Raw genomic sequence first — 17899 nt, 5'->3', positions numbered from 1 at the left:
ATGAACGCCGTCCCATCAGGGCTGATCAAGCCCGCCGGATCTGCAAGGATGAACGGCGTATCCAGGTTGTGAACAGAAGTGTGTGCAGTGGGCGCGGTACGCGTGCTTGTGTCCAGTGTTGTCGTGTGAGTCGTGAAGAAGAGCAGTGAGGAGATCGCCGTGTCCGCAACGTCGGCGGGACGCGCAGCCCTGCGGATGGGACCCGCGGAGCTGATGCAGGCGGCGGCCATGGCCCGTCGCTTCTACCTCGAGGGCAAGTCCAAGATCCAGATCGCCGAGGAGTTCGGCGTCAGCCGCTTCAAGGTGGCCCGGGTCCTGGAGACGGCCCTGGAGCGGGATCTCGTGCGCATCGAGATCCGGGTCCCGGCCGAACTGGACGCCGAGCGCTCCGACGCGCTGCGTGCCCGCTACGGCCTGCGGCACGTGGTGGTCGTGGAGTCGCCTGCCGAGGCCGAGGAGTCGCCCGACCCCGAGAACCTCGGCGAGGTCGCCGCCGACCTGCTCGGCGAGCTCGTCACCGAGGGCGATGTGCTCGGCCTCGCCTGGGGTCGCTCCACCATCCACATGGCGGCGGCGCTCGACCGGCTCCCGCCGTGCACCGTCGTGCAGCTGACCGGTGTGTACGACGCCGGGACGGCGGAGCGCGGCTCCGTGGAGGCCGTGCGGCGTGCCGCGCAGGTCTCCGGCGGCGACGCGCACCCGATCTACGCACCGATGCTGCTCCCGGACGCCGCGACCGCGGAGGCGCTGCGCAACCAGACCGGGATCGCCCGCGCCTTCGAGTACTTCGACAAGGTCACCGTGGCCTGCGTGTCCATCGGCTCCTGGGAGCCGGGCATCTCCACGGTGCACGACATGCTCAGCGACGAGGAGCGCGCGCACTACGCGTCGCTCGGTGTCGCCGCCGAGATGTCGGCCCACCTCTTCGACGCGCAGGGCCGCCGGGTCGGGCGTGACCTGGGCGAGCGCTGCATCACGGTCGAGGCGGACCGGCTGCGGCGGATACCGGAGGTCGTGGCGATCGCGGGCGGGCAGCGCAAGGCCGCCGCCATCGACGCCGTGCTGCGGTCGGGTCTCGTGACCAGCCTGGTCACCGACACGTCGGCCGCGGATTTCCTGTTGACCGCCGGGCCCACGCCGAAACCCGCGCTGCAGAGGGCCGACCCGGACGGGGTGTGAGATCGCGGGGCTCCGCCCCGGACCCCGCCGGCTGACGTTCGAGGGGCTTGATCGTGGTGCGTCGTCTGCTGTGTCTGCTGCTCGTCTGTGGTGCGCTGCTCGTCGGGTGCGCCGACTCCGGCATGGCCACCGTGCGGGAGAGCCGGCTGCCCGTCGAGGCGCGGCGCACGCTCGCTCTGATCGACAAGGGCGGTCCGTTCCCGTACGAGAAGGACGGCAGCGTCTTCGGCAACTACGAGCGGAAACTGCCCCAGCACCGGCGCGGGTACTACCACGAGTACACCGTGCCGACCCCGGGCTCGCGCGACCGAGGTGCGCGGCGCATCGTCACCGGGGAAGGCGACGAGACGTACTACACCGCCGACCACTACGAGTCGTTCAAGGAAGTGCTGCGATGAGCGGGACCGGCGACTGGGCGATGCGGGTCCTCGACCTCGAAGGGGTCGCCGACAAGGCCGCCTTCATGGACCGCTGCGCCGCCGCCCTCGACCTGCCCGACTGGTTCGGGCGGAACTGGGACGCGCTCGCCGACGCACTCGGCGACCCCGGGCAGTTGCCCCAGGGCGCCGAGCGGCTGGTGCTCGTCGTCGGCGGATGGCGGGAGTACGCCAGGCGGGCGCCCGAACAGTGGGAGATCGCCCAGGAGATCTTTGAGCAGGCCGACGCGGTCACTGTGGCGCTGGCGCTCGGCGCGCTTCCTGACCTGCCGTAGCCGCGTCCGCGTCGGTGGCCGCCGCCGTCGCGAACGTCAGCTTCGTCGACAGATAGGCGAAGACCGGGCCCAGGGCGTTCATGGCGACGACGCTCAGCCAGGCCACCCAGACATTTCCGGGGTTGTGGCCGAAGCCGCCGTAGTACGTGGCGAAGTAGCTGGCGAAGCCGAAGAACATGCCCGGGATCAGGGCGAGGGCCTTGAGCCGGCCCGCGTACATCAGGGCGCTGTTGACGACCAGGATGACCAGCGCCTGGAACGCGTTGCGGGCCCACTGGCCGTCGCCGAACGCCGTGCCCGCGTGGTTCTCGATCACCACGATGACCAGCGCGAACGTCGAGCCCGCGGGCATCGCGAACCAGAGCTTCTTCGCGTTGGCCAGGCTCGGACCGCCCAGCAGGAACGTGCCCGCCCAGGAGATGAAGATCGCCCAGGGCGGCAGATGGAGCGCGTTGCCACCGATGAACGCCGTGAGACCGGCGAGTACGGAGGCGACGATTTCGTGCGGGAGGCGTTCGCGCATGGGGACTCCTTGGCGGAGGGGAGGGGTGGATGGGTGCGCGGGTGCCGTGCGGGTGCGGGTGCGGGAGTACGGGAGGTGCGGACGGGGCGGGTGGCGCTACGGGTGCAGGAGTTCGGTCGTGCGGGTGGTGCGGGCCACCACCCGGCCCGCCTTGATCACGTAGGCGCGGTCGGGGCGGTCGAGCACGATGTCGTCGTACGTCGTCGAGTCCAGGACCACCAGGTCGGCGCGGGCGCCGGGCCGGACGCCGTAGTCGCCGTCGGCGCCGGTCACGCGGGCCGCGTCGTACGTGATCATGCGCAGGACGCGGGACAGGTCGGCGGGACCCGACAGATGGCCGGTCTGGGCGAGCAGCAGCGCCGTGTCCAGGGCGTCGGCGCTGCCGTACGGGGTGAACGCGTTGCGGATGTTGTTCGAGGAGCAGGAGACGAGCACCCCCGCGTCCCAGAGTTCGCGGACCGGTGCGATGCCGCGGCGGGTGGCCGTGGTGTCGTGGCGGCCGCCCAGGTGCAGGTCCGTGGCGGGCAGCGGGACGACGGCGACGCCCGCCTCGGCGAGCGCGGTGAGCGCGCGGGCCCGGTCGGCCGGCGGGCGGCCCGCGAGCGAGGTGGCGTGGCCCAGGGTCACCCGCCCCGACAGGCCGCGGCGCACGGTCTGCTCGGCGATGAACTCGGCGAGCGCGTACCGGGGATCGCTCGCGTCGTCCGCGAAGTCGGCGTGCAGATCCGCCGGGAGACCGTGCGCGGCGGCCAGGTCCAGGACGAGCTCGACGTGGCGGTGGGAATCGGCGAGTGAGTCCTCGTTGTAGGGGCAGCCGCCGACGACGTCCGCGCCCGCGGCGAGCGCGGCGGTCAGGAGCTTCTCCGTACCGGGGGAGCGGAAGACGCCCTCCTGCGGGAACGCCACGATCTGGAGGTCCACCAACTGCCGGTACTCCTCGCGCAGTTCGAGCAGCACCTCGACGCCGAGGAGACCCGCGACGGGATCGACGTCGGGGTGGGCGCGGATCAGGGTCGTGCCGTTGCGGATCGCCGTTTCGAGGACGGTGCGGGAGCGGTCGCGTACGTCGGCGTGGGTGAAGGCCCGCTTCAGTTCGCCGGTGACGGCGATGGCGCCGGCCAGGGTGCCGTCGGGGTTCGGCCGGACGCCGTCCAGCAGGGCCTTGTCCAGGTGCAGATGGGGCTCCACGAAGCCGGGCAGGACGATGCGGCCCGCGCAGTCGATGCTCCGGCCGGGCTCCGCGTCGGGGACGGTGCCCACGGTGCGGACGACTCCGTCCGTGATGAGGACGTCGCAGGGGGCCGCCGCGTGCTCGACGCGGGCCCTGCGCAGGATCAGGCGGTGCATGCGGAGCGCTCCTCGGTCAGCTGAAGTCGGACTTGCGGATCAGGCAGTGCACGCCCTGGACACGGTCGACGACCTGGGAGACCTCGAAGTCGGCGGCGGCGCTCAGATAGGCGTAGGCGGCGTGCGGCGGCATGCCGAAGCGGTCGGTGAGGAAGGCGAGGGCGGAGCGCACGGCCGCCTTCATCGCGAGGTTCAGATCCTCGTGCAGGCCGATCGGGATCCAGTGGCGGTCGGTCTCGCCGAACGGTTCCGCGAGGGTCGCGGCCGCCGCGCGGGCCCGTGCGCCCTTGAGGACGGTGAGCCGCAACGTGGCGCGCAGCGGGGCCTCGAACGCGGTGAGGGCGACCTCGCCGTTGCCCTGCGCGTAGTGCGGGTCACCGGTGTGGAAGCCAGCGCCCTCGGTCTGCACGGGCAGGTAGAGGCTGGTGCCGGTGCCGAGGTGCTTCACGTCGATGTTGCCGCCGTGCCGGCCCGGCGGGACGCTGTGCGCGGGCGTGTCGGTGTCCGTGGCGACGCCCATGATCCCCAGGAACGGCCGGAGGGGGAACCGGGCCGCCGCGTCCGTCCCGTACCGGATGACACCCTGCTCGTTCTCGACCGAGCAGAACGTGAACTCCGGTCCCTGGACAGCGAATTGATCCGGGAGCGCGCCGCGGCCGTGGCGGCTGGAGACCAGGCCGTAGTCGGCGCGGCGGTGCAGCGACAGGATGTCGACACGGAGCAGGTCGCCGGGTGCGGCGCCGCGCACGTGCACCGGCGCCGAGACGACGTGCGGGCCGTCGGCGTCCGTGGGACGCAGCCCCGGCGTCTTGGCGAGGAGCCGGGCGTCGGACAGGACGTCGGCCGCGGCGACCCCGAACCGGCCGAAGAACTCCACCGGGTCCGAGCCCTGGTCCGCCAGGATGCCCTCGTGGGACACCGTGTCGAAGGTGACGGTGCAGCCCGGGTCGACGGTGAGCGCCGGCGGCGTGGCACGGCAGGGCAGGCGGCCCCACAGCACGTTCTCCGGGGTGGCCTCCAGATAGTGCGTGCCGTCGATCGGGCCCTGTCCGGGTTCCAGCGTCACTGCGGCCTCCCGACCGTCGAGGTTTCGTGTTCCAGCCAGGTGCCGCCCCGCCCTTCGAGGGCGGCGGGCAGGCCGTGCGGCGAGGTGATGAGGACACGGCGGTGCGGCGCGCCTGCGACGAAGTCCAGCGCGGCACGGATCTTCGGGCCCATGCTGCCCTCGGGGAACTGGCCCTGTGCGAGCAGCAGTTGGGCCTCGCCGGGCGCGAGCCGGTCCAGGAAGCGCTGGGTCGGCAGGCCGAAGTCGACCGCGACCCGCTCCACGCCCGTGGTGATCACCAGGAGCCCGGCGTCCAGTTCGGCGGCGAGCAGCGCCGATGTGAGGTCCTTGTCGATGACGGCCTCCACGCCCCTGAGGCCGCCGTCCGCCGACTCCACCAGCGGGATCCCGCCGCCACCGCCCGCGATGACCGTGCAGCCACTGGCCGACAGGGTGCGCACGGACGCCGTCTCCAGGATCCGGCGGGGCCGCGGCGAGGGCACCACACGGCGCCAGCCCCGGCCCGGCTCGGGCGCCACCGACCACTGGTGCGCGGCGGCGAGCCTGCGGGCCGTCGCCTCGTCGTAGTACGCGCCGATCGGCTTGGTGGGACGGCGGAACGCCGGGTCGGCGGCGTCCACCAGGGTGTGCGTGAGGAGCGCCGCCACCCGGCCGGGGTCGCGGCCGAGCAGCCGCAGCCGGCCCGCGATCGCCACGGCCAGGATGTAGCCGAGGCTGCCCTGCGAGTCGGCCACGCACATGTCGAGGTCCAGGGAGGGGAGTTCGGGCGCGAGGTCCCTGACGAGGTCGGCGCGGCGCTTGATGAAACCGACCTGCGGGCCGTTGCCGTGGGTCACCACGACCTGCCACCCGGCGTCCAGGAGAGCGGTCACGCAGACCGCCAACTCCTGTGCCGCGTCCATCTGTTCGGCGATGGTGGCGTGCGGCCCGCCGCGCAGCAGGGCGTTGCCGCCGATGGCGACGACCACGGTCCGGTGAGCGGTTGGCGAGATCATGCCGTCAAGGTAGGCGCGGCACGGCGGGGCGTCATGGGCAGCGGACGCCAGGAAGGCGGGCCCCGCGCTGACACCGGATGACAAGGCATCCGAGATGCCGGGACGGGACACACGGAAGTAACGCACGGCGTCTTACGGACGGCATCGCATGGTCGCATAGTGGCTGGACATGACAGGCATCGGCACCGGTACCGGCCAGGCCCGCGGCTACGACCTCTCCTCCGGACTCACCGTGCGCGAGGCGCTCGACCTGCCGTGCCTCGGCGGGGCCCGGCTCGTCGCCGGCGCCCACGGCGCCGCGCGCCGCATCCGTGTCGTCAACATCATGGAGGTCCCCGACATCGTGCGCTGGATGCGCGGCGGGGAACTGCTCCTGACCACCGCCTACGCCGTGCGCGACGACGAGGCCGCTCTCACCGCCCTCGTGCCCACCCTCGCCGGGCGCGGACTCGCCGCGCTCGGCGTCAAGGTCGGCCCCTACCTGCCCGAACTCCCGCCGAAGATGCTGGCGTTGGGCGACGCGCTCGGCTTCCCGGTGATCGCGCTGCCCGGCGACGTGATGTTCAACGACATCCTCTCCGAGGTCCTCGGCACCGTCCTCAACCGGCATGCCCTGGAGCTGGAGCAGTCCCGCGCCCTGCACGAGCGGCTCACCGCGGTCGCCGTCGACGGCGGCTCCTACCAGGAACTCATGAACGTACTCCTGGAACTGTCCGGCTGCGCCGTCGCCGTCCACGACCGGCAGGGCGGCGTGCTCGCCTCGGCCGGCGCCCCGCCGTGCGACGTGCCCGCGACTGCCACCCGGCCCATCGACACCGGCATCCGGCACGGCGGCGCCGTCGCACTGTGGGCCGAGGGCGGTACCGAACTCACTCCGCACCAGCGGATGGCGCTCGACCACGCCACCACCGTCGCCTGCATGATCGCCGCGCAGGAGCAGGCGGTCGCCAGCCGACAGCAGCGGTACCGGACCACGCTGTTGATGGACCTGGTGTCCCGCGCCCCGCGCGACCGCGCCGACACCCTCGGCCGGGCCGCCGCGCTCGGCTGGAACCTGCGGCTGCCGCGCGCCGCCGTCCTCCTGGAGGCCACCGGGCCCGACGGCGTCGCGCCGCTGCCCCAACCCCACTTCGAGGAGAGGCTGTTGAGCCTGGTGCGCGGCGCGGCGGGGGACCAGGCCCTGCTGTGGGGCAACCAGGCGGGCGTCGCCGCACTCCTCGAACCCGGCGATTCGCTCCCCGCCCGCTGCCAGGCCCTGCACGCCGCCGTCACCGCCGCGCACCCCGACTGGAACGTGGTCGTCGCCGCCGGCACCGCCCAGGCCGACTTCGGCGCCTACCACCGCAGTTACGAGGAGGCCGTGCAGACCCTCGGCCTCGGCCGGGAGGTGCACGGCGACGACTTCGTGCGCACCTACGCCGACATGGGCGTGTACCGGCTGCTCGGCCAGGTGCCCAGCGACGAACTGCGCCGTATGGTCGACGACGCGCTCGGCCCGCTCATCGAGCACGACCGGCGCGGCGACGGCGCGCTCGTCGAGACCCTCGGCGTCTATCTCCTCCACGACCGCAACGGCGTGACCACCGCCGAACGCCTGCACATCCACTACAACACCCTGCGCTACCGGCTGCGCCAGATCGAACGGCTCACCGGCGGCCTGGAGCGGCACGCGATGGCCCGGCTGCAGACCGAACTCGCCGTGTACGCGCTGCGGTTGCTCGCGGTGTGGGACCGCGGCTGAGGCGGGCACTGTCACCTGGTGCCGGTAACTCCCCACGGGCACTGGCAGCGGGAGCCATGTCCCGCACCGGTGCGTGCTGCCTACAGTCGGCCTCATGGTGCTGCGAAACGCCGTGCACAAGGACCTGTACGCCGACTCCGTCGCCCTGATGAGAGTGGCCGAGCGCCTCGCCGGACAGCCCGGCGTGGACGCGGTGAGCCTCGTCATGGGCACCCCCGCCAACCGTGAAGTCCTCGCCGACACCGGGATGTTGGCGGACGAGGGCAGGTCGGCCGCCCCCAACGACCTGATCGTCGCCGTCCGCGGAACCGCCGACGCCGTCGAGGAAGCCCTCACCGCGGTCCCGGACGCCCTGCGCGAGGGCGACGCGCCGCCCGAGGAGGACTCCGGGCCCGCCCCGCGCTCGCTCGCCGCCGCGCCCACCGACACCGACCTCGCCCTCATCTCCACCCCCGGCCCCTACGCGGCGGCCGAGGCCCGCAAGGCGCTGCGCCGCGGGATGCACGCCTTCGTCTTCAGCGACCACGTGCCGCTCGCCGACGAGGTCGCGCTCAAGCGGGAGGCCGCCGCGCGGGGCCTGCTCGTGATGGGCCCCGACTGCGGCACCGCCGTCATCGGCGGCGTCCCGCTGGGCTTCGCCAACGCCGTACGCCGAGGCGGCATCGGCCTCGTCGGCGCGTCCGGCACCGGACTGCAGCAGGTCTCGACCCTGCTGCACGCCCTGGGCGCGGGCATCAGCCACATCGTCGGCACCGGCAGCCGCGACGTCACCGAGGAGGTCGGCGGGCTGACGATGCGCGCGGCCCTGGACGCCCTCGCCGCCGACCCGGCGACCGACTCCCTCGTCCTCGTCTCCAAGCCGCCCGCGCCGCGCGTCGCCGAGCGACTCCTCGCGCACGTCGGCGCGTCGGGGAAGCCCGCCGTCGTCTGCTTCCTCGGCTGGGACCCGGCGGGCGTCTCCCCGCCGCCCGGAGTCGTCCTCGCGCCGACCCTGTACGAGGCCGCCCGCGCCGCCGCCGCGCAGGCGCTGCGGCGACCGGTCCCCGCCGAACCCGCGCCCCGGCTCCCCGCGCCGCCGCCCGGCCGCCGCCTGCTGCGGGGCCTGTACGCGGGCGGCACCTTCGCCCACGAGGCGAGCCTGCTGCTCGGCCCCGCCCTCGGCGCGATCGACCGCACCGGGTCGCCGCCCGCGCTGCCGCCCCGCCACCTCGTCCTCGACCTGGGCGACGACGCGTTCACCGCGGGCCGCCCGCACCCGATGATCGACCCGGGCGTGCGCACCGCGTACCTGCGGGCGGCGCTGGCCGACCCGGCGACGGCGGTGATCGTGCTCGACGTCGTCATCGGGTACGGGGCCGCCCCCGATCCGGCCGGGGCCGTCGCCGAGACGCTGGCCGGCGCGGGGGACGACCGCCCGGCCGTGCTCTGCTTCGTCGTCGGCACCGACGAGGACCCGCAGCGGGCGAGCGCCCAACGGAAGGTGCTGCGCGAGGCGGGTGCCCTGGTGGCAGGAAGCAGTACGCAGGCAGCGCTCCAAGCCGCCCGACTGATCGGCGATACGGACGAGTCGGTGTCCCGGCGCACGCACCCCGCCACGATCGGAGGCCCCGCATGACCCTGCCCGCCCGCCCGCTCCTCGGTGCCGCGCCGCGCATCGTCAACGTAGGAGTCGAGGAGTTCGCCGCCGCGCCGCGCGCCGCCGGGGCCACCGTCACCCACATCGACTGGCGGCCGCCCGCCGGCGGGGACGCCCGCCTCGCCGCCAAGCTCGCCCGGCTCACCGCCGAACCCGGCATCGAGGCCGCCAACGCGACCGCGCTGGCCCGCGTCCTCGACGTACAGCCACTGTGGACCGATGTCAGGACAGCGGGGGAACTGATACCCCGACTCGCCGAGGAGCGAATGCTGTTGCACGCCGGGCCGCCCATCGCCTGGGAGCGCATGTGCGGGCCCATGCGGGCCGCCGTCGTCGGCGCGGCCCTCCTCGAAGGCTGGGCCGCGACCGAGGAGGAGGCGACCCGGCTCGCCGACTGCGGAGCGATCCGCTTCGCGCCCTGCCACCACCACGACGCGGTCGGCCCGATGGCGGGGATCGTCTCCGCGTCCATGCCGCTGATGGTCGTCGAGGACCGGGCGAGCGGCCTGCGCGCGTACTCCAACCTCAATGAGGGACAAGGGCGTTGTCTGCGCTACGGGGCCCTCGGCGACGACGTGATGCGACGGCTGCGGTGGATGGGGGAGCGGCTCGGGCCCGCCCTGCGCGCGGCCCTGCGGTCGCTGCCCGAACCGGTCAACCTGCGTACCGTCACCGCTCAGGCGCTCCAGATGGGCGACGAGTGCCACAGCCGCAACACCGCCGCCAGCGCCCTGCTCACCCGCGAACTCGCCCCCGCGCTCGCCCGCCACGCCGACCTCGGCGGCATCGAGGCGCTCGACTTCCTGAGCGACAACAACTACTGGTTCCTCAACTTCTCCATGGCAGCCAGCAAGTTGGCGCTCATGGCCGGGCACGGCGTGCCGCGTTCCACGCTCGTCACCGCGTTCGCCCGCAACGGCGTCGACGTCGGGATCCGCGTCAGCGGCCTCGGCGACGCCTGGTTCACGGCGCCCGCCGCCCCCGTCGACGGGCTCTACTTCGCCGGGTACGGGCCGGACGACGCCAACCCCGACATCGGCGACAGCGCCATCACCGAGACCCACGGGCTCGGCGGCTTCGCCCTCGCCGCCGCGCCCGCGATCGTCGGCTTCGTCGGCGGCACCCCGCAGCGGGCCCGCCGGATCAGCGAGGAGATGGCCACCATCACCCTCGGCAGGCACCGCGACTACCGGCTCTCCGGGCTCGACTTCGCGGGCAGCCCGGTCGGCATCGACGTACGGAAGGTCGTGGACACCGGACTCGAACCCGTCGTCACCACCGGCATCGCCCACCGCGAACCCGGCATCGGCCAGATCGGCGCCGGACTCACCCACGCCCCCATGGCCTGCTTCACCGGCGCGCTGGACGCGTTCCCCGAATGACCACACTGGAGGGGCTCGTCAGCAGCTCCGTGGCGCGGCTGCTCGACGGGCCCGAGCGGGCCGCCCGCGTCGTCGCCGCCACCCGGTACGCCGTGCATCTCGCCACCGGCGACCCGGAGCTGCCCGCGCTCGCCGTCGTGACGCGGGACGCGATCAGGCTGCCGAACGCGGTGGTCGTCCCGCACACCTGCGCCGAGCTGTCGTTCGCCGCCGTACGCCCCGGTACGGACGCCGTGCTCGGCGCCGGTACCGTCCGCGTCGGTCCCCGGACGGTGCGGACGGCCGGGCAGTGGACCCCGCCCCGGGTCCTGCCCGGCCGCCCGCGCCTCGACGGACCCGCCCTCGACCGCCTCATCGACCAGTGGGCGCCGCCACCGCCCCGGCCCGTCGCCGTCGCCCTCGGCCGGCTGCGGGCCGCCCTGCGCGCCGGCGACGATGCCGCGACCGGGGACGCCGCCCACGCGCTGCTCGGCCTCGGCCCGGGGCTGACCCCCTCCGGCGACGACATCCTGTGCGGACTGCTTCTCGCCCGCCGCGCCTGGGGCGGACCGCTCGCCCCGCTGCGGGCCGCGGTGGCGCACGCCCCACGCCGTACGACGCTGCTCTCGGCCGCGCTCGTCCGGCACGCCGCCCGCGGCGAGTGCGTCGCCCCCGCCCACGCCCTGCTGACCGGCACCACCGACCCGCGGACCGCGCTGCGCGCCCTGCTCACCGTCGGCCACCACTCCGGCGGCGACCTGGCCAGGGGCGTCGCCGCCGCCCTCGGATGATCATCCAAGGCACGTCCCTCGACCTTGGGACGTTCGCCCCGAAGACGTGATGAGGGGCCGCGTGGGAAAATGAAGTACGTGCTTTGTGCCCCGGCGGCATCCTTCCGGGGCTCCCTTCTAGCGATCGGGATCTGCGCACGTGCGTTTCCTCAATGACATCAAGCCCGCGTACGACCTGACGTACGACGACGTCTTCATGGTGCCGAGCCGGAGCGCCGTCGGCTCCCGTCAGGCCGTCGACCTGTCCTCCCCGGACGGCACGGGCACCACGATCCCGCTGGTCGTCGCCAACATGACCGCGATCGCCGGTCGCCGGATGGCCGAGACCGTCGCCCGTCGCGGTGGCATCGTCGTCATTCCTCAAGACATCCCGATCGAGGTCGTCACCGAGGTCATCTCCTGGGTCAAGACCCGTCACCTGGTCCTCGACACCCCGATCGTGCTGGCCCCGACGCAGACCGTCGCCGACGCGCTCGCGCTGCTCAACAAGCGCGCGCACAACGCCGGTGTCGTCGTCGACGACGAGCAGCGTCCCGTCGGTGTCGTCACCGACCAGGACCTGACCGGCGTCGACCGCTTCACCCAGCTGTCCGAGGTCATGTCCAAGGACCTGCTGCTGCTCGACGCGGACATCGACCCGCGCGACGCCTTCAACAAGCTGGACGGCGCCAACCGCCGCTACGCCCCGGCCGTGGACAGGAACGGCAAGCTCGCCGGCATCCTGACCCGCACCGGCGCCCTGCGCGCGACCCTCTACACCCCGGCCGTCGACGCCAACGGCAAGCTGCGCATCGCCGCCGCCGTCGGCATCAACGGCGACGTGGCCGGCAAGGCCAAGCAGCTGCTCGACGCGGGCGTGGACACGCTCGTCATCGACACCGCCCACGGGCACCAGGAGTCGATGATCGCCGCGATCAGGACGGTGCGCGCGCTCGACCCGCAGGTCCCGATCGTCGCGGGCAACATCGTCGCCGCCGAGGGCGTCAAGGACCTCATCGAGGCCGGTGCGGACATCATCAAGGTCGGTGTGGGCCCCGGCGCCATGTGCACCACCCGCATGATGACCGGCGTCGGCCGGCCGCAGTTCTCCGCCGTCCTGGAGTGCGCCGCCGAGGCCAAGAAGTACGGCAAGCACGTGTGGGCCGACGGCGGTGTCCGCCACCCGCGCGACGTCGCCATGGCGCTCGCCGCCGGTGCCTCCAACGTCATGATCGGTTCCTGGTTCGCCGGGACGTACGAGTCCCCGGGCGACCTCCAGGCCGACGCCAACGGCCGCCTGTACAAGGAGTCCTTCGGCATGGCGTCCGCGCGCGCCGTGAAGAACCGGACCTCCGACGAGTCCGCCTACGACCGTGCCCGCAAGGCGCTGTTCGAGGAGGGCATCTCCACCTCGCGGATGTTCCTGGACCCGCAGCGTCCGGGCGTCGAGGACCTGATCGACTCGATCATCGCGGGCGTCCGCTCCTCCTGCACCTACGCCGGTGCCAACTCGCTCGCCGAGTTCGAGGAGAAGGCCACCGTCGGCATCCAGTCCGCCGCCGGTTACGCCGAGGGCAAGCCGCTGCACGCCAGCTGGAGCTAGTCCGTACGAGCCCCGGGCTCACGGCCGTCGAGGCCGCGTGGTCACGCCGTCACCGGCGCCGTCCACGCGGCCTCGATGCATTTGCCGTCCGCCGCGGGCCGTACCGAGAGACGCTCGGCGAGCCGCTCCACCATGTGCCAGCCGAAACCGCCCCCGCCGCCGAGATCCGGGGGGCGGGGCACCGGGGCCCGCGGGTCGGCGTCCTCCACCGCCACCGCGAGCCCGCCCGCGTCCGCGCGCAGCCGGAGCCTGCCCAGGGCGCCGGTGTGCCGTGCCGCGTTGGTGACCAGCTCCGAGACGACCAGCAGCACCGCGTCCGTGTCGGCCCACGGACAGTGCTCGGCGAGAAACCGGGCGGCGGTGTGCCGGGCCTGTGTCCCCGTGAGGGGACCGTCCATCACGATCTCCATGGTGTCCGGCTACCCCGCCGCCGGATCCGTACCGGTACCGGTTCCGGGCGGTTCGTCGGGGATCAGCACCGTGTCGAGCCCGGTGATCCGGAAGATCCGCTCGACGACCGGGGAGAGCCGGCGCACCGCCAGGTCGGCGCCCCGGTCCTGGAGCGCGGTGCGGGCCCGCAGCAGCGCGTTGATACCGCCCGAGTCGAAGAACCGTACGTCCGCCAGGTCGAGGGTGATCCCGCCCCCGTCCGGTACGTCGATCTTCGGCAGCGCTTCCAGCAACTGCGGCGCGCTCTCGTAGTCGAGGTCGCCGGTGAGGGCGACGACGGGGCCGTGCGGGCCCTGCGAGGTGACGAGCCGCAGCTCGTGGGACGCGTCGTCGGGTATCGCCCCGGGCGCGGGACGGTTCATCGGCTTCTCCGTACGGTCAGGGCGAGGGTGTCGTCCGGGTGCAGGATCACGGTGTGCATCTCCTCCGCGAGGGCGCCGGGGATCTCTTCGGTGGGGCGGTGCCGGTGGCGCACCGCCGCCGCGGTCAGCCGCCGCTCGCCCTCGTAGGGGTCGCGGCGGCTCTCGGTCAGGCCGTCCGTGTACAGGACCAGCAGGTCGTCGGGGGCGAGTTGTTCGTGCCGCAGTCCCTCACTGCCCGCCATCGGGTAGCCGATGCCCCGGCCGCGCACTTCCAGGAAGCGGGCACTGCCGTCCTCGTGCACCAGCAGCGGCGGCGGATGGCTGCCGTTGGCCAGCGCGAGCCGGCCCGAGACCGGGTCGATCCTGACCAGTTGCACCGTTGCCATCAGCTCACGGTCGTAGGGCAGCAGGATCTCGTCCGTGCGCCCCACGATCGACTCCAGGGAGTGGCCCTCCAGGGTGAGGGTGCGCACGGCGTGCGTCACGTTCAGGGCGCTGCGGGTACTGGCCACCCCGTGCCCGAGGGCGTCGACGACCGTGATGTGGACCGTGCCGTCCGGCAGCTGGAACCAGTCGTAGAGGTCGCCGCCGGTGGGCGCGTCGGTGCCGGCCGGAGCGTAGTGGATCGCCAGTTCGAGACCGTCGACCTTTATCGGCGCGGGCCGCAGCGCGTCCTCCAGCTCGCGCAGCATCTGGCCGTGGGCGCGCCGCAGTTGCTCGTCGCGCTCCTCCAGCTGCACGTACAGGGCGAGGACGCCGCTGTTCGTCTCGTCCAGCTCGTGGGTGACGCGGCGCCGGTCGGCCTCCAGGGTCTCGGCCCTGGCCACCGCCACCCGCAGCTCTTCTTCCAGGAGCTCCACGGTCGAGGCGGCGCCGCGGCCGACGACCGCCTGCGCGGGCAGCGGGATGCGCCACACCGTGGTGTCCGCCTCCCGGTGCGCGGGCAGCGGCAGGCTCTCCACGGCCGTGGCCGACGGCGCCCGCAGCCGCAGTGTCAACTGCCGCTCGGCGGCCGCCTGTTCCGGCGCCGCCTCCAGCGTGACGAGGCGACCCGCCCGCAGTTCGGTCTCGGCCACCCGGGACACGGACTGGGCCAGGCGGGTGCGCAGCTCGGCCGGCAGCCGCAGCCGGGCCGCCAGCGCCCTCACCGCGGAACGCAGTTCGGGCAGGGACCTGTGCGTCGTCCGGTGGTGCGCGGCCGCCTTGTCCGTCATGTGCTCCTCCTTGCCGCCCCGGAGACCAGGGCGGTCGCGTCGTCGCGGGCACTGCGGTGGCCGTGCCCGAGGGCGGCGGCCAGCAGCCGGGGCGGCATCCCCAGCAGGAACGGAGGCGCGTCGTCCGCCCAGCGCGCCGCGATGCCGTCGCTGTGCACGACCGCCGCGCACTCCTGCGGCATCGGCAGCGTACGGGCCAGCGGCCGCGGCATGTTCCAGCCGACCACACCCGGCTGACCGAGCGCCCGGGACCGTACCCCGTCCTGGGCGACCAGCAGCATCCGTACGTTGCCGATCCCGCAGTGCTCCACCGAGCCGGGGCGCAGCCGGACCAGGCCGACCGCCGCGCCGCGGCCCGAGCGCAGGGCCCGGTCCATGGCCGAAAGCAGCTCGGGCAGCGGGCGTTCCGGCGCGGCCCGGAACGCGGCCACCGCGGCGGCGGCCGCCTCGGCCGCCGCCACCCCGTGCCCGAGCCCGTCCACGACCATCGCGGTGCGCCCGCCCGGAGCGTCCACCACGGCCGCGCTGTCCCCGCACGCCGACTCGCCGCGCACCGGCAGGCACAGCAGACCGAGGTCGGCGCGGGCCGGCGCGGAGTCCGCGGCCCGCAGGCGGGCGCAGATCAGCGTGCCGATGCCGGGCAGCGTGCGCAGCGTCAGCTCGTCGGCGAGCCGGCGGGCCGCGCCCATGCCCGAGCCGAGCGTGCCTGCGGTGCTGAACCCGTCGACCATGGCCCGGTCCGGGCTCGCCATGCCGGGGCCCCGGTCGACGGCGACCACGTCGACGCCGCCGCCCAGCGGATGGCACTGCACGTACACGGCGCCGCCCACCGCGTGCCGCAGCAGGTTCCCGGCGAGCTCGGTGGTGAGCACCGCGGCCCGCTCGGCCGCGGCGGCGTCGAGCCCGCTGACGCGCGCGGTGCGCCGGGCCAGCGTCGCCGCGTGGTGCACGGCGCTGGCATGGTCGACGACCACGTGCGCGGTCACCGCACGGTCGGGAGGGGCCTGTGTCATCGCAGCGTCCACCGCGCGACGGTCACCGTCGTTCCCGCGCCGGGCCGGGTGTCCACCCGGAACTCGTCCATCAGGCGCCGGGCACCGCCCAGTCCGTGGCCGAGCCCGCCGCCGGTGGTGAAACCGTCGACGAGGGCGGTGGCGACGTCCGCGATGCCGGGCCCTTCGTCGCGGATCACCAGGCGGATGCCGGACCCGCCGGGCCGGGTCAGCAGCTCCACGGTGAGGGTGCCGCCCTTGCCGTGGACGTAGGCGTTGCGGGCGAGTTCGCTCGCCGCCGTCACCACCCGGGTCTGGTCGACGAGACCGAAACCGCACTCCACGGTGGCCGCGCGCACGGCATGACGCACCGTCAGCAGGTCGTCGTCGGAGCGGACTTCGTACGAACGCCGAACGGTCACCTGCGCTCCGGGGGCAAGGGACGCGGGCGCCGTGTGCTCATCGGACATGGTCATGGCCGGGAGCCTCCAGTGTCCGCTGCCAGCCGAGCGCGGTCAGGCCCTGCTCCGCGTTGAGCGCGGTCTCCACACCCGTCAGCCGGATGCCGAGCTCGACCAGGGTGATGGCGACGGCGGGACGCATCCCGGCGACGATCACCCGGGCGCCCAGCAGCCGGGCCATCGTGGTCAGCTCCATGAGGGTGCGGGCCACGAAGGAGTCGATGATCTCCAGGCGGGAGATGTCGATCAGCACCCCGCGGGCCCCGTCGGACGCGATCCGCTCGGTGAGCTCGTCCGTGAACATCAGGGCGGAGCGGTCGTCCAGCTCGTTGAGCAGGCCCGTCACCAGGACGTCGCCGAGCCGCAGAATGGGAACGCCCTGCGGGCGCGGCTCGATCACCGTGGTGCCGACTCGGTGACGGCGAACCCGACGGCGGGCTGGTCCGTGAGCTTGACCGCGGCGGACAGCGCGTCGGCCAGCGTGGCGCGGGTCAGGATGGTGGACAGGTCGATCCCCAACTGGGCGATGGTCTGGGCGATGGGCGGCCGGATCCCGCTGATGACACAGTCCGCGCCCATCAGGCGGACCGCGTTGACGGTGTGCATGAGGTGCTGCGCGACCGCCGTGTCGACGGTCAGCACCCCGGTGATGTCGATGATGGCGACCTTCGCCTCGTGGTCCTGGATGGCCTGGAGCAGCGATTCCATGACGATCTGCGTGCGTGCCGTGTCGAGCGTGCCGATCAGCGGCACGGCCAGCACGTGCTTCCACAGCCGTACGACGGGCGTGGAGAGTTCCATCAGCTGCCGGCTCTGCCGCTGGATGATCTCCTCGCGGCCCTCGACGTACGTCTCGAAGGAGAGCGCGCCGGCCGCGTCCAGCATCCGGTTCACGAGGATCGCCGCCGAGTACAGCTCCCGGGTGTCGCGGGTGGTGTGCTGCACGGCCGCGAGGATCGCCTCCTTGAGGGAGAGCACGGCCAGGGAGGTGTCGGTGGGGGTGGCCCCCGCCCGCACCCGGCGCAGCGACAGCTCGGTCACCGTCGTGCGCAGATTGTGGTGCGAGGTCACCACACGCTCGACCGGGGTGTCACCGGCCAACGCCTCGATGAGCGCGTCGACGAGGGTGAGCGCCTCCTCGCGCAGCTCGCCCTCGGTCATGTCGGTGCCGAGCGCCGCCTGTTCGAGCTGGAGCGCCGTCCAGCGGGCGGCGATCTGCTCCTCCTGGTCCCTGAGCGCCTCGAGCAACAGGGTGCGGATATCGGTCTCGCTGGTACTCACAAGCCCCTCTCATTTCGCTTCTGCGGACGGATGCGCCGTGCACATGATGCCCGGCCCGAACTGCCCCTGTCGCAGCCCGGGTTGACGTCAGGTGGTCTCGCCGGCGCCACGACAGGGGCGGCCGTACCGAATACCCGGGTCCCGGGTTTTCACTCCCCGGTGTGAGGTGTGGTCCCGGACACATCCGGCGCAACGGAGGGAACGGG

At 73.5% G+C, this 17899-nt stretch carries 19 protein-coding genes; 8 read left to right on the top strand and 11 right to left on the bottom strand.

Annotation, left to right across the window (positions count from 1 at the left end; genetic code table 11):
• The first annotated feature begins 195 nt into the window (after positions 1 to 195).
• The 3 genes from J3486_RS09925 to J3486_RS09915 are packed head-to-tail and all read left to right on the top strand — an operon-like array spanning position 196 to position 1891.
• The gene (locus J3486_RS09925) at positions 196 to 1179 is read left to right on the top strand and encodes a sugar-binding transcriptional regulator (protein ID WP_207820269.1); all 984 of its coding nucleotides are present in this window, start codon (positions 196 to 198) and stop codon (positions 1177 to 1179) included.
• 50 nt (positions 1180 to 1229) lie between these two features.
• Positions 1230 to 1577 carry a ribonuclease domain-containing protein gene (locus J3486_RS09920; RefSeq protein WP_207820268.1) on the top strand — a complete coding sequence of 116 codons (348 nt, stop codon included), beginning with the start codon at positions 1230 to 1232 and terminating at the stop codon, positions 1575 to 1577.
• Positions 1574 to 1891: a barstar family protein gene (locus J3486_RS09915; protein WP_207819835.1), complete on the top strand. Its 318-nt coding sequence runs from the start codon at positions 1574 to 1576 to the stop codon at positions 1889 to 1891. The genes J3486_RS09920 and J3486_RS09915 overlap by 4 nt, the downstream gene beginning before the upstream one ends.
• On the opposite strand, the gene J3486_RS09910 is transcribed toward J3486_RS09915, so the two are convergent.
• From J3486_RS09910 to J3486_RS09895, 4 genes are all read right to left on the bottom strand, one after another.
• A complete protein-coding gene (locus tag J3486_RS09910) occupies positions 1848 to 2414 on the bottom strand; it encodes a DUF1097 domain-containing protein (protein WP_207819834.1) in 567 nt (188 codons plus the stop codon). The genes J3486_RS09915 and J3486_RS09910 overlap by 44 nt on opposite strands.
• 96 nt (positions 2415 to 2510) lie before the next feature.
• Positions 2511 to 3761, bottom strand: coding sequence for an amidohydrolase family protein (locus J3486_RS09905; protein ID WP_207819833.1), 1251 nt, complete (start codon positions 3759 to 3761; stop codon positions 2511 to 2513).
• Between the two features lie 16 nt (positions 3762 to 3777).
• Complete coding sequence (locus tag J3486_RS09900; protein WP_207819832.1) at positions 3778 to 4827, bottom strand: acetamidase/formamidase family protein; 1050 nt, start codon at positions 4825 to 4827, stop codon at positions 3778 to 3780.
• Positions 4824 to 5822 (bottom strand): carbamate kinase, encoded by a 999-nt coding sequence (locus J3486_RS09895; RefSeq protein ID WP_229377810.1) that lies wholly within the window; start codon positions 5820 to 5822, stop codon positions 4824 to 4826. Before J3486_RS09895 ends, J3486_RS09900 begins: the two co-directional genes overlap by 4 nt.
• A gap of 169 nt (positions 5823 to 5991) precedes the next feature.
• On the opposite strand from J3486_RS09895, the gene J3486_RS09890 reads away from it, so the two are divergent.
• From J3486_RS09890 to J3486_RS09870, 5 genes are all read left to right on the top strand, one after another.
• Positions 5992 to 7563 (top strand): PucR family transcriptional regulator, encoded by a 1572-nt coding sequence (locus tag J3486_RS09890; protein WP_207819831.1) that lies wholly within the window; start codon positions 5992 to 5994, stop codon positions 7561 to 7563.
• 94 nt (positions 7564 to 7657) lie between these two features.
• Positions 7658 to 9178, top strand: a complete 1521-nt coding sequence (gene fdrA / locus J3486_RS09885; RefSeq protein WP_207819830.1) for an acyl-CoA synthetase FdrA — start codon at positions 7658 to 7660, stop codon at positions 9176 to 9178.
• Positions 9175 to 10581, top strand: a complete 1407-nt coding sequence (locus tag J3486_RS09880; protein WP_207819829.1) for a DUF1116 domain-containing protein — start codon at positions 9175 to 9177, stop codon at positions 10579 to 10581. Before fdrA ends, J3486_RS09880 begins: the two co-directional genes overlap by 4 nt.
• Positions 10578 to 11351 carry a DUF2877 domain-containing protein gene (locus J3486_RS09875; protein WP_207819828.1) on the top strand — a complete coding sequence of 258 codons (774 nt, stop codon included), beginning with the start codon at positions 10578 to 10580 and terminating at the stop codon, positions 11349 to 11351. The genes J3486_RS09880 and J3486_RS09875 overlap by 4 nt, the downstream gene beginning before the upstream one ends.
• 139 nt (positions 11352 to 11490) lie before the next feature.
• Entirely contained in the window at positions 11491 to 12933 is a 1443-nt protein-coding gene (locus J3486_RS09870; protein ID WP_207819827.1) for a GuaB1 family IMP dehydrogenase-related protein, read from the top strand.
• A gap of 41 nt (positions 12934 to 12974) precedes the next feature.
• On the opposite strand, the gene J3486_RS09865 is transcribed toward J3486_RS09870, so the two are convergent.
• Genes J3486_RS09865 through J3486_RS09835 form a run of 7 tightly spaced genes read right to left on the bottom strand, consistent with a single transcriptional unit; the run spans position 12975 to position 17693 of the window.
• Positions 12975 to 13331 carry an ATP-binding protein gene (locus J3486_RS09865; protein ID WP_229377809.1) on the bottom strand — a complete coding sequence of 119 codons (357 nt, stop codon included), beginning with the start codon at positions 13329 to 13331 and terminating at the stop codon, positions 12975 to 12977.
• 21 nt (positions 13332 to 13352) lie between these two features.
• Positions 13353 to 13745 (bottom strand): STAS domain-containing protein, encoded by a 393-nt coding sequence (locus J3486_RS09860; protein ID WP_207819825.1) that lies wholly within the window; start codon positions 13743 to 13745, stop codon positions 13353 to 13355.
• The gene (locus J3486_RS09855; RefSeq protein ID WP_207819824.1) at positions 13742 to 14959 is read right to left on the bottom strand and encodes a PP2C family protein-serine/threonine phosphatase; all 1218 of its coding nucleotides are present in this window, start codon (positions 14957 to 14959) and stop codon (positions 13742 to 13744) included. Before J3486_RS09855 ends, J3486_RS09860 begins: the two co-directional genes overlap by 4 nt.
• A complete protein-coding gene (locus J3486_RS09850) occupies positions 14956 to 15972 on the bottom strand; it encodes a SpoIIE family protein phosphatase (protein WP_207819823.1) in 1017 nt (338 codons plus the stop codon). The genes J3486_RS09855 and J3486_RS09850 overlap by 4 nt, the downstream gene beginning before the upstream one ends.
• A complete protein-coding gene (locus tag J3486_RS09845) occupies positions 15969 to 16427 on the bottom strand; it encodes an ATP-binding protein (protein WP_207819822.1) in 459 nt (152 codons plus the stop codon). Before J3486_RS09845 ends, J3486_RS09850 begins: the two co-directional genes overlap by 4 nt.
• The gene (locus J3486_RS09840) at positions 16411 to 16809 is read right to left on the bottom strand and encodes an STAS domain-containing protein (protein WP_207820266.1); all 399 of its coding nucleotides are present in this window, start codon (positions 16807 to 16809) and stop codon (positions 16411 to 16413) included. Before J3486_RS09840 ends, J3486_RS09845 begins: the two co-directional genes overlap by 17 nt.
• On the bottom strand, positions 16809 to 17693 hold the full coding sequence (locus tag J3486_RS09835; RefSeq protein ID WP_207819821.1) for an STAS domain-containing protein: 885 nt from the start codon (positions 17691 to 17693) through the stop codon (positions 16809 to 16811). The genes J3486_RS09840 and J3486_RS09835 overlap by 1 nt, the downstream gene beginning before the upstream one ends.
• Between the last annotated feature and the right edge of the window lie 206 nt (positions 17694 to 17899).

The organism is Streptomyces sp. VRA16 Mangrove soil, assembly GCF_017377775.1.
In the GTDB taxonomy this organism is placed as follows: Bacteria; Actinomycetota; Actinomycetes; order Streptomycetales; family Streptomycetaceae; genus Streptomyces.
The sequence above is the reverse complement of the archived record's forward strand: the minus strand, read 5'-3'. Positions and strand labels throughout refer to the sequence as shown.

Excerpts from the sequence above, each read along its gene's own strand:
- J3486_RS09865 (WP_229377809.1), bottom strand. The coding sequence starts at position 13,331 with ATGGACGGTCCCCTCACGGGGACACAGGCCCGGCACACCGCCGCCCGG.
- J3486_RS09915 (WP_207819835.1), top strand. The coding sequence starts at position 1,574 with ATGAGCGGGACCGGCGACTGGGCGATGCGGGTCCTCGACCTCGAAGGG.
- J3486_RS09875 (WP_207819828.1), top strand. The coding sequence starts at position 10,578 with ATGACCACACTGGAGGGGCTCGTCAGCAGCTCCGTGGCGCGGCTGCTC.
- J3486_RS09860 (WP_207819825.1), bottom strand. The coding sequence starts at position 13,745 with ATGAACCGTCCCGCGCCCGGGGCGATACCCGACGACGCGTCCCACGAG.
- J3486_RS09905 (WP_207819833.1), bottom strand. The coding sequence starts at position 3,761 with ATGCACCGCCTGATCCTGCGCAGGGCCCGCGTCGAGCACGCGGCGGCC.
- J3486_RS09910 (WP_207819834.1), bottom strand. The coding sequence starts at position 2,414 with ATGCGCGAACGCCTCCCGCACGAAATCGTCGCCTCCGTACTCGCCGGT.
- fdrA (WP_207819830.1), top strand. The coding sequence starts at position 7,658 with ATGGTGCTGCGAAACGCCGTGCACAAGGACCTGTACGCCGACTCCGTC.
- J3486_RS09845 (WP_207819822.1), bottom strand. The coding sequence starts at position 16,427 with ATGACCATGTCCGATGAGCACACGGCGCCCGCGTCCCTTGCCCCCGGA.
- J3486_RS09895 (WP_229377810.1), bottom strand. The coding sequence starts at position 5,822 with ATGATCTCGCCAACCGCTCACCGGACCGTGGTCGTCGCCATCGGCGGC.
- J3486_RS09855 (WP_207819824.1), bottom strand. The coding sequence starts at position 14,959 with ATGACGGACAAGGCGGCCGCGCACCACCGGACGACGCACAGGTCCCTG.
- J3486_RS09890 (WP_207819831.1), top strand. The coding sequence starts at position 5,992 with ATGACAGGCATCGGCACCGGTACCGGCCAGGCCCGCGGCTACGACCTC.
- J3486_RS09880 (WP_207819829.1), top strand. The coding sequence starts at position 9,175 with ATGACCCTGCCCGCCCGCCCGCTCCTCGGTGCCGCGCCGCGCATCGTC.
- J3486_RS09925 (WP_207820269.1), top strand. The coding sequence starts at position 196 with ATGGGACCCGCGGAGCTGATGCAGGCGGCGGCCATGGCCCGTCGCTTC.
- J3486_RS09850 (WP_207819823.1), bottom strand. The coding sequence starts at position 15,972 with ATGACACAGGCCCCTCCCGACCGTGCGGTGACCGCGCACGTGGTCGTC.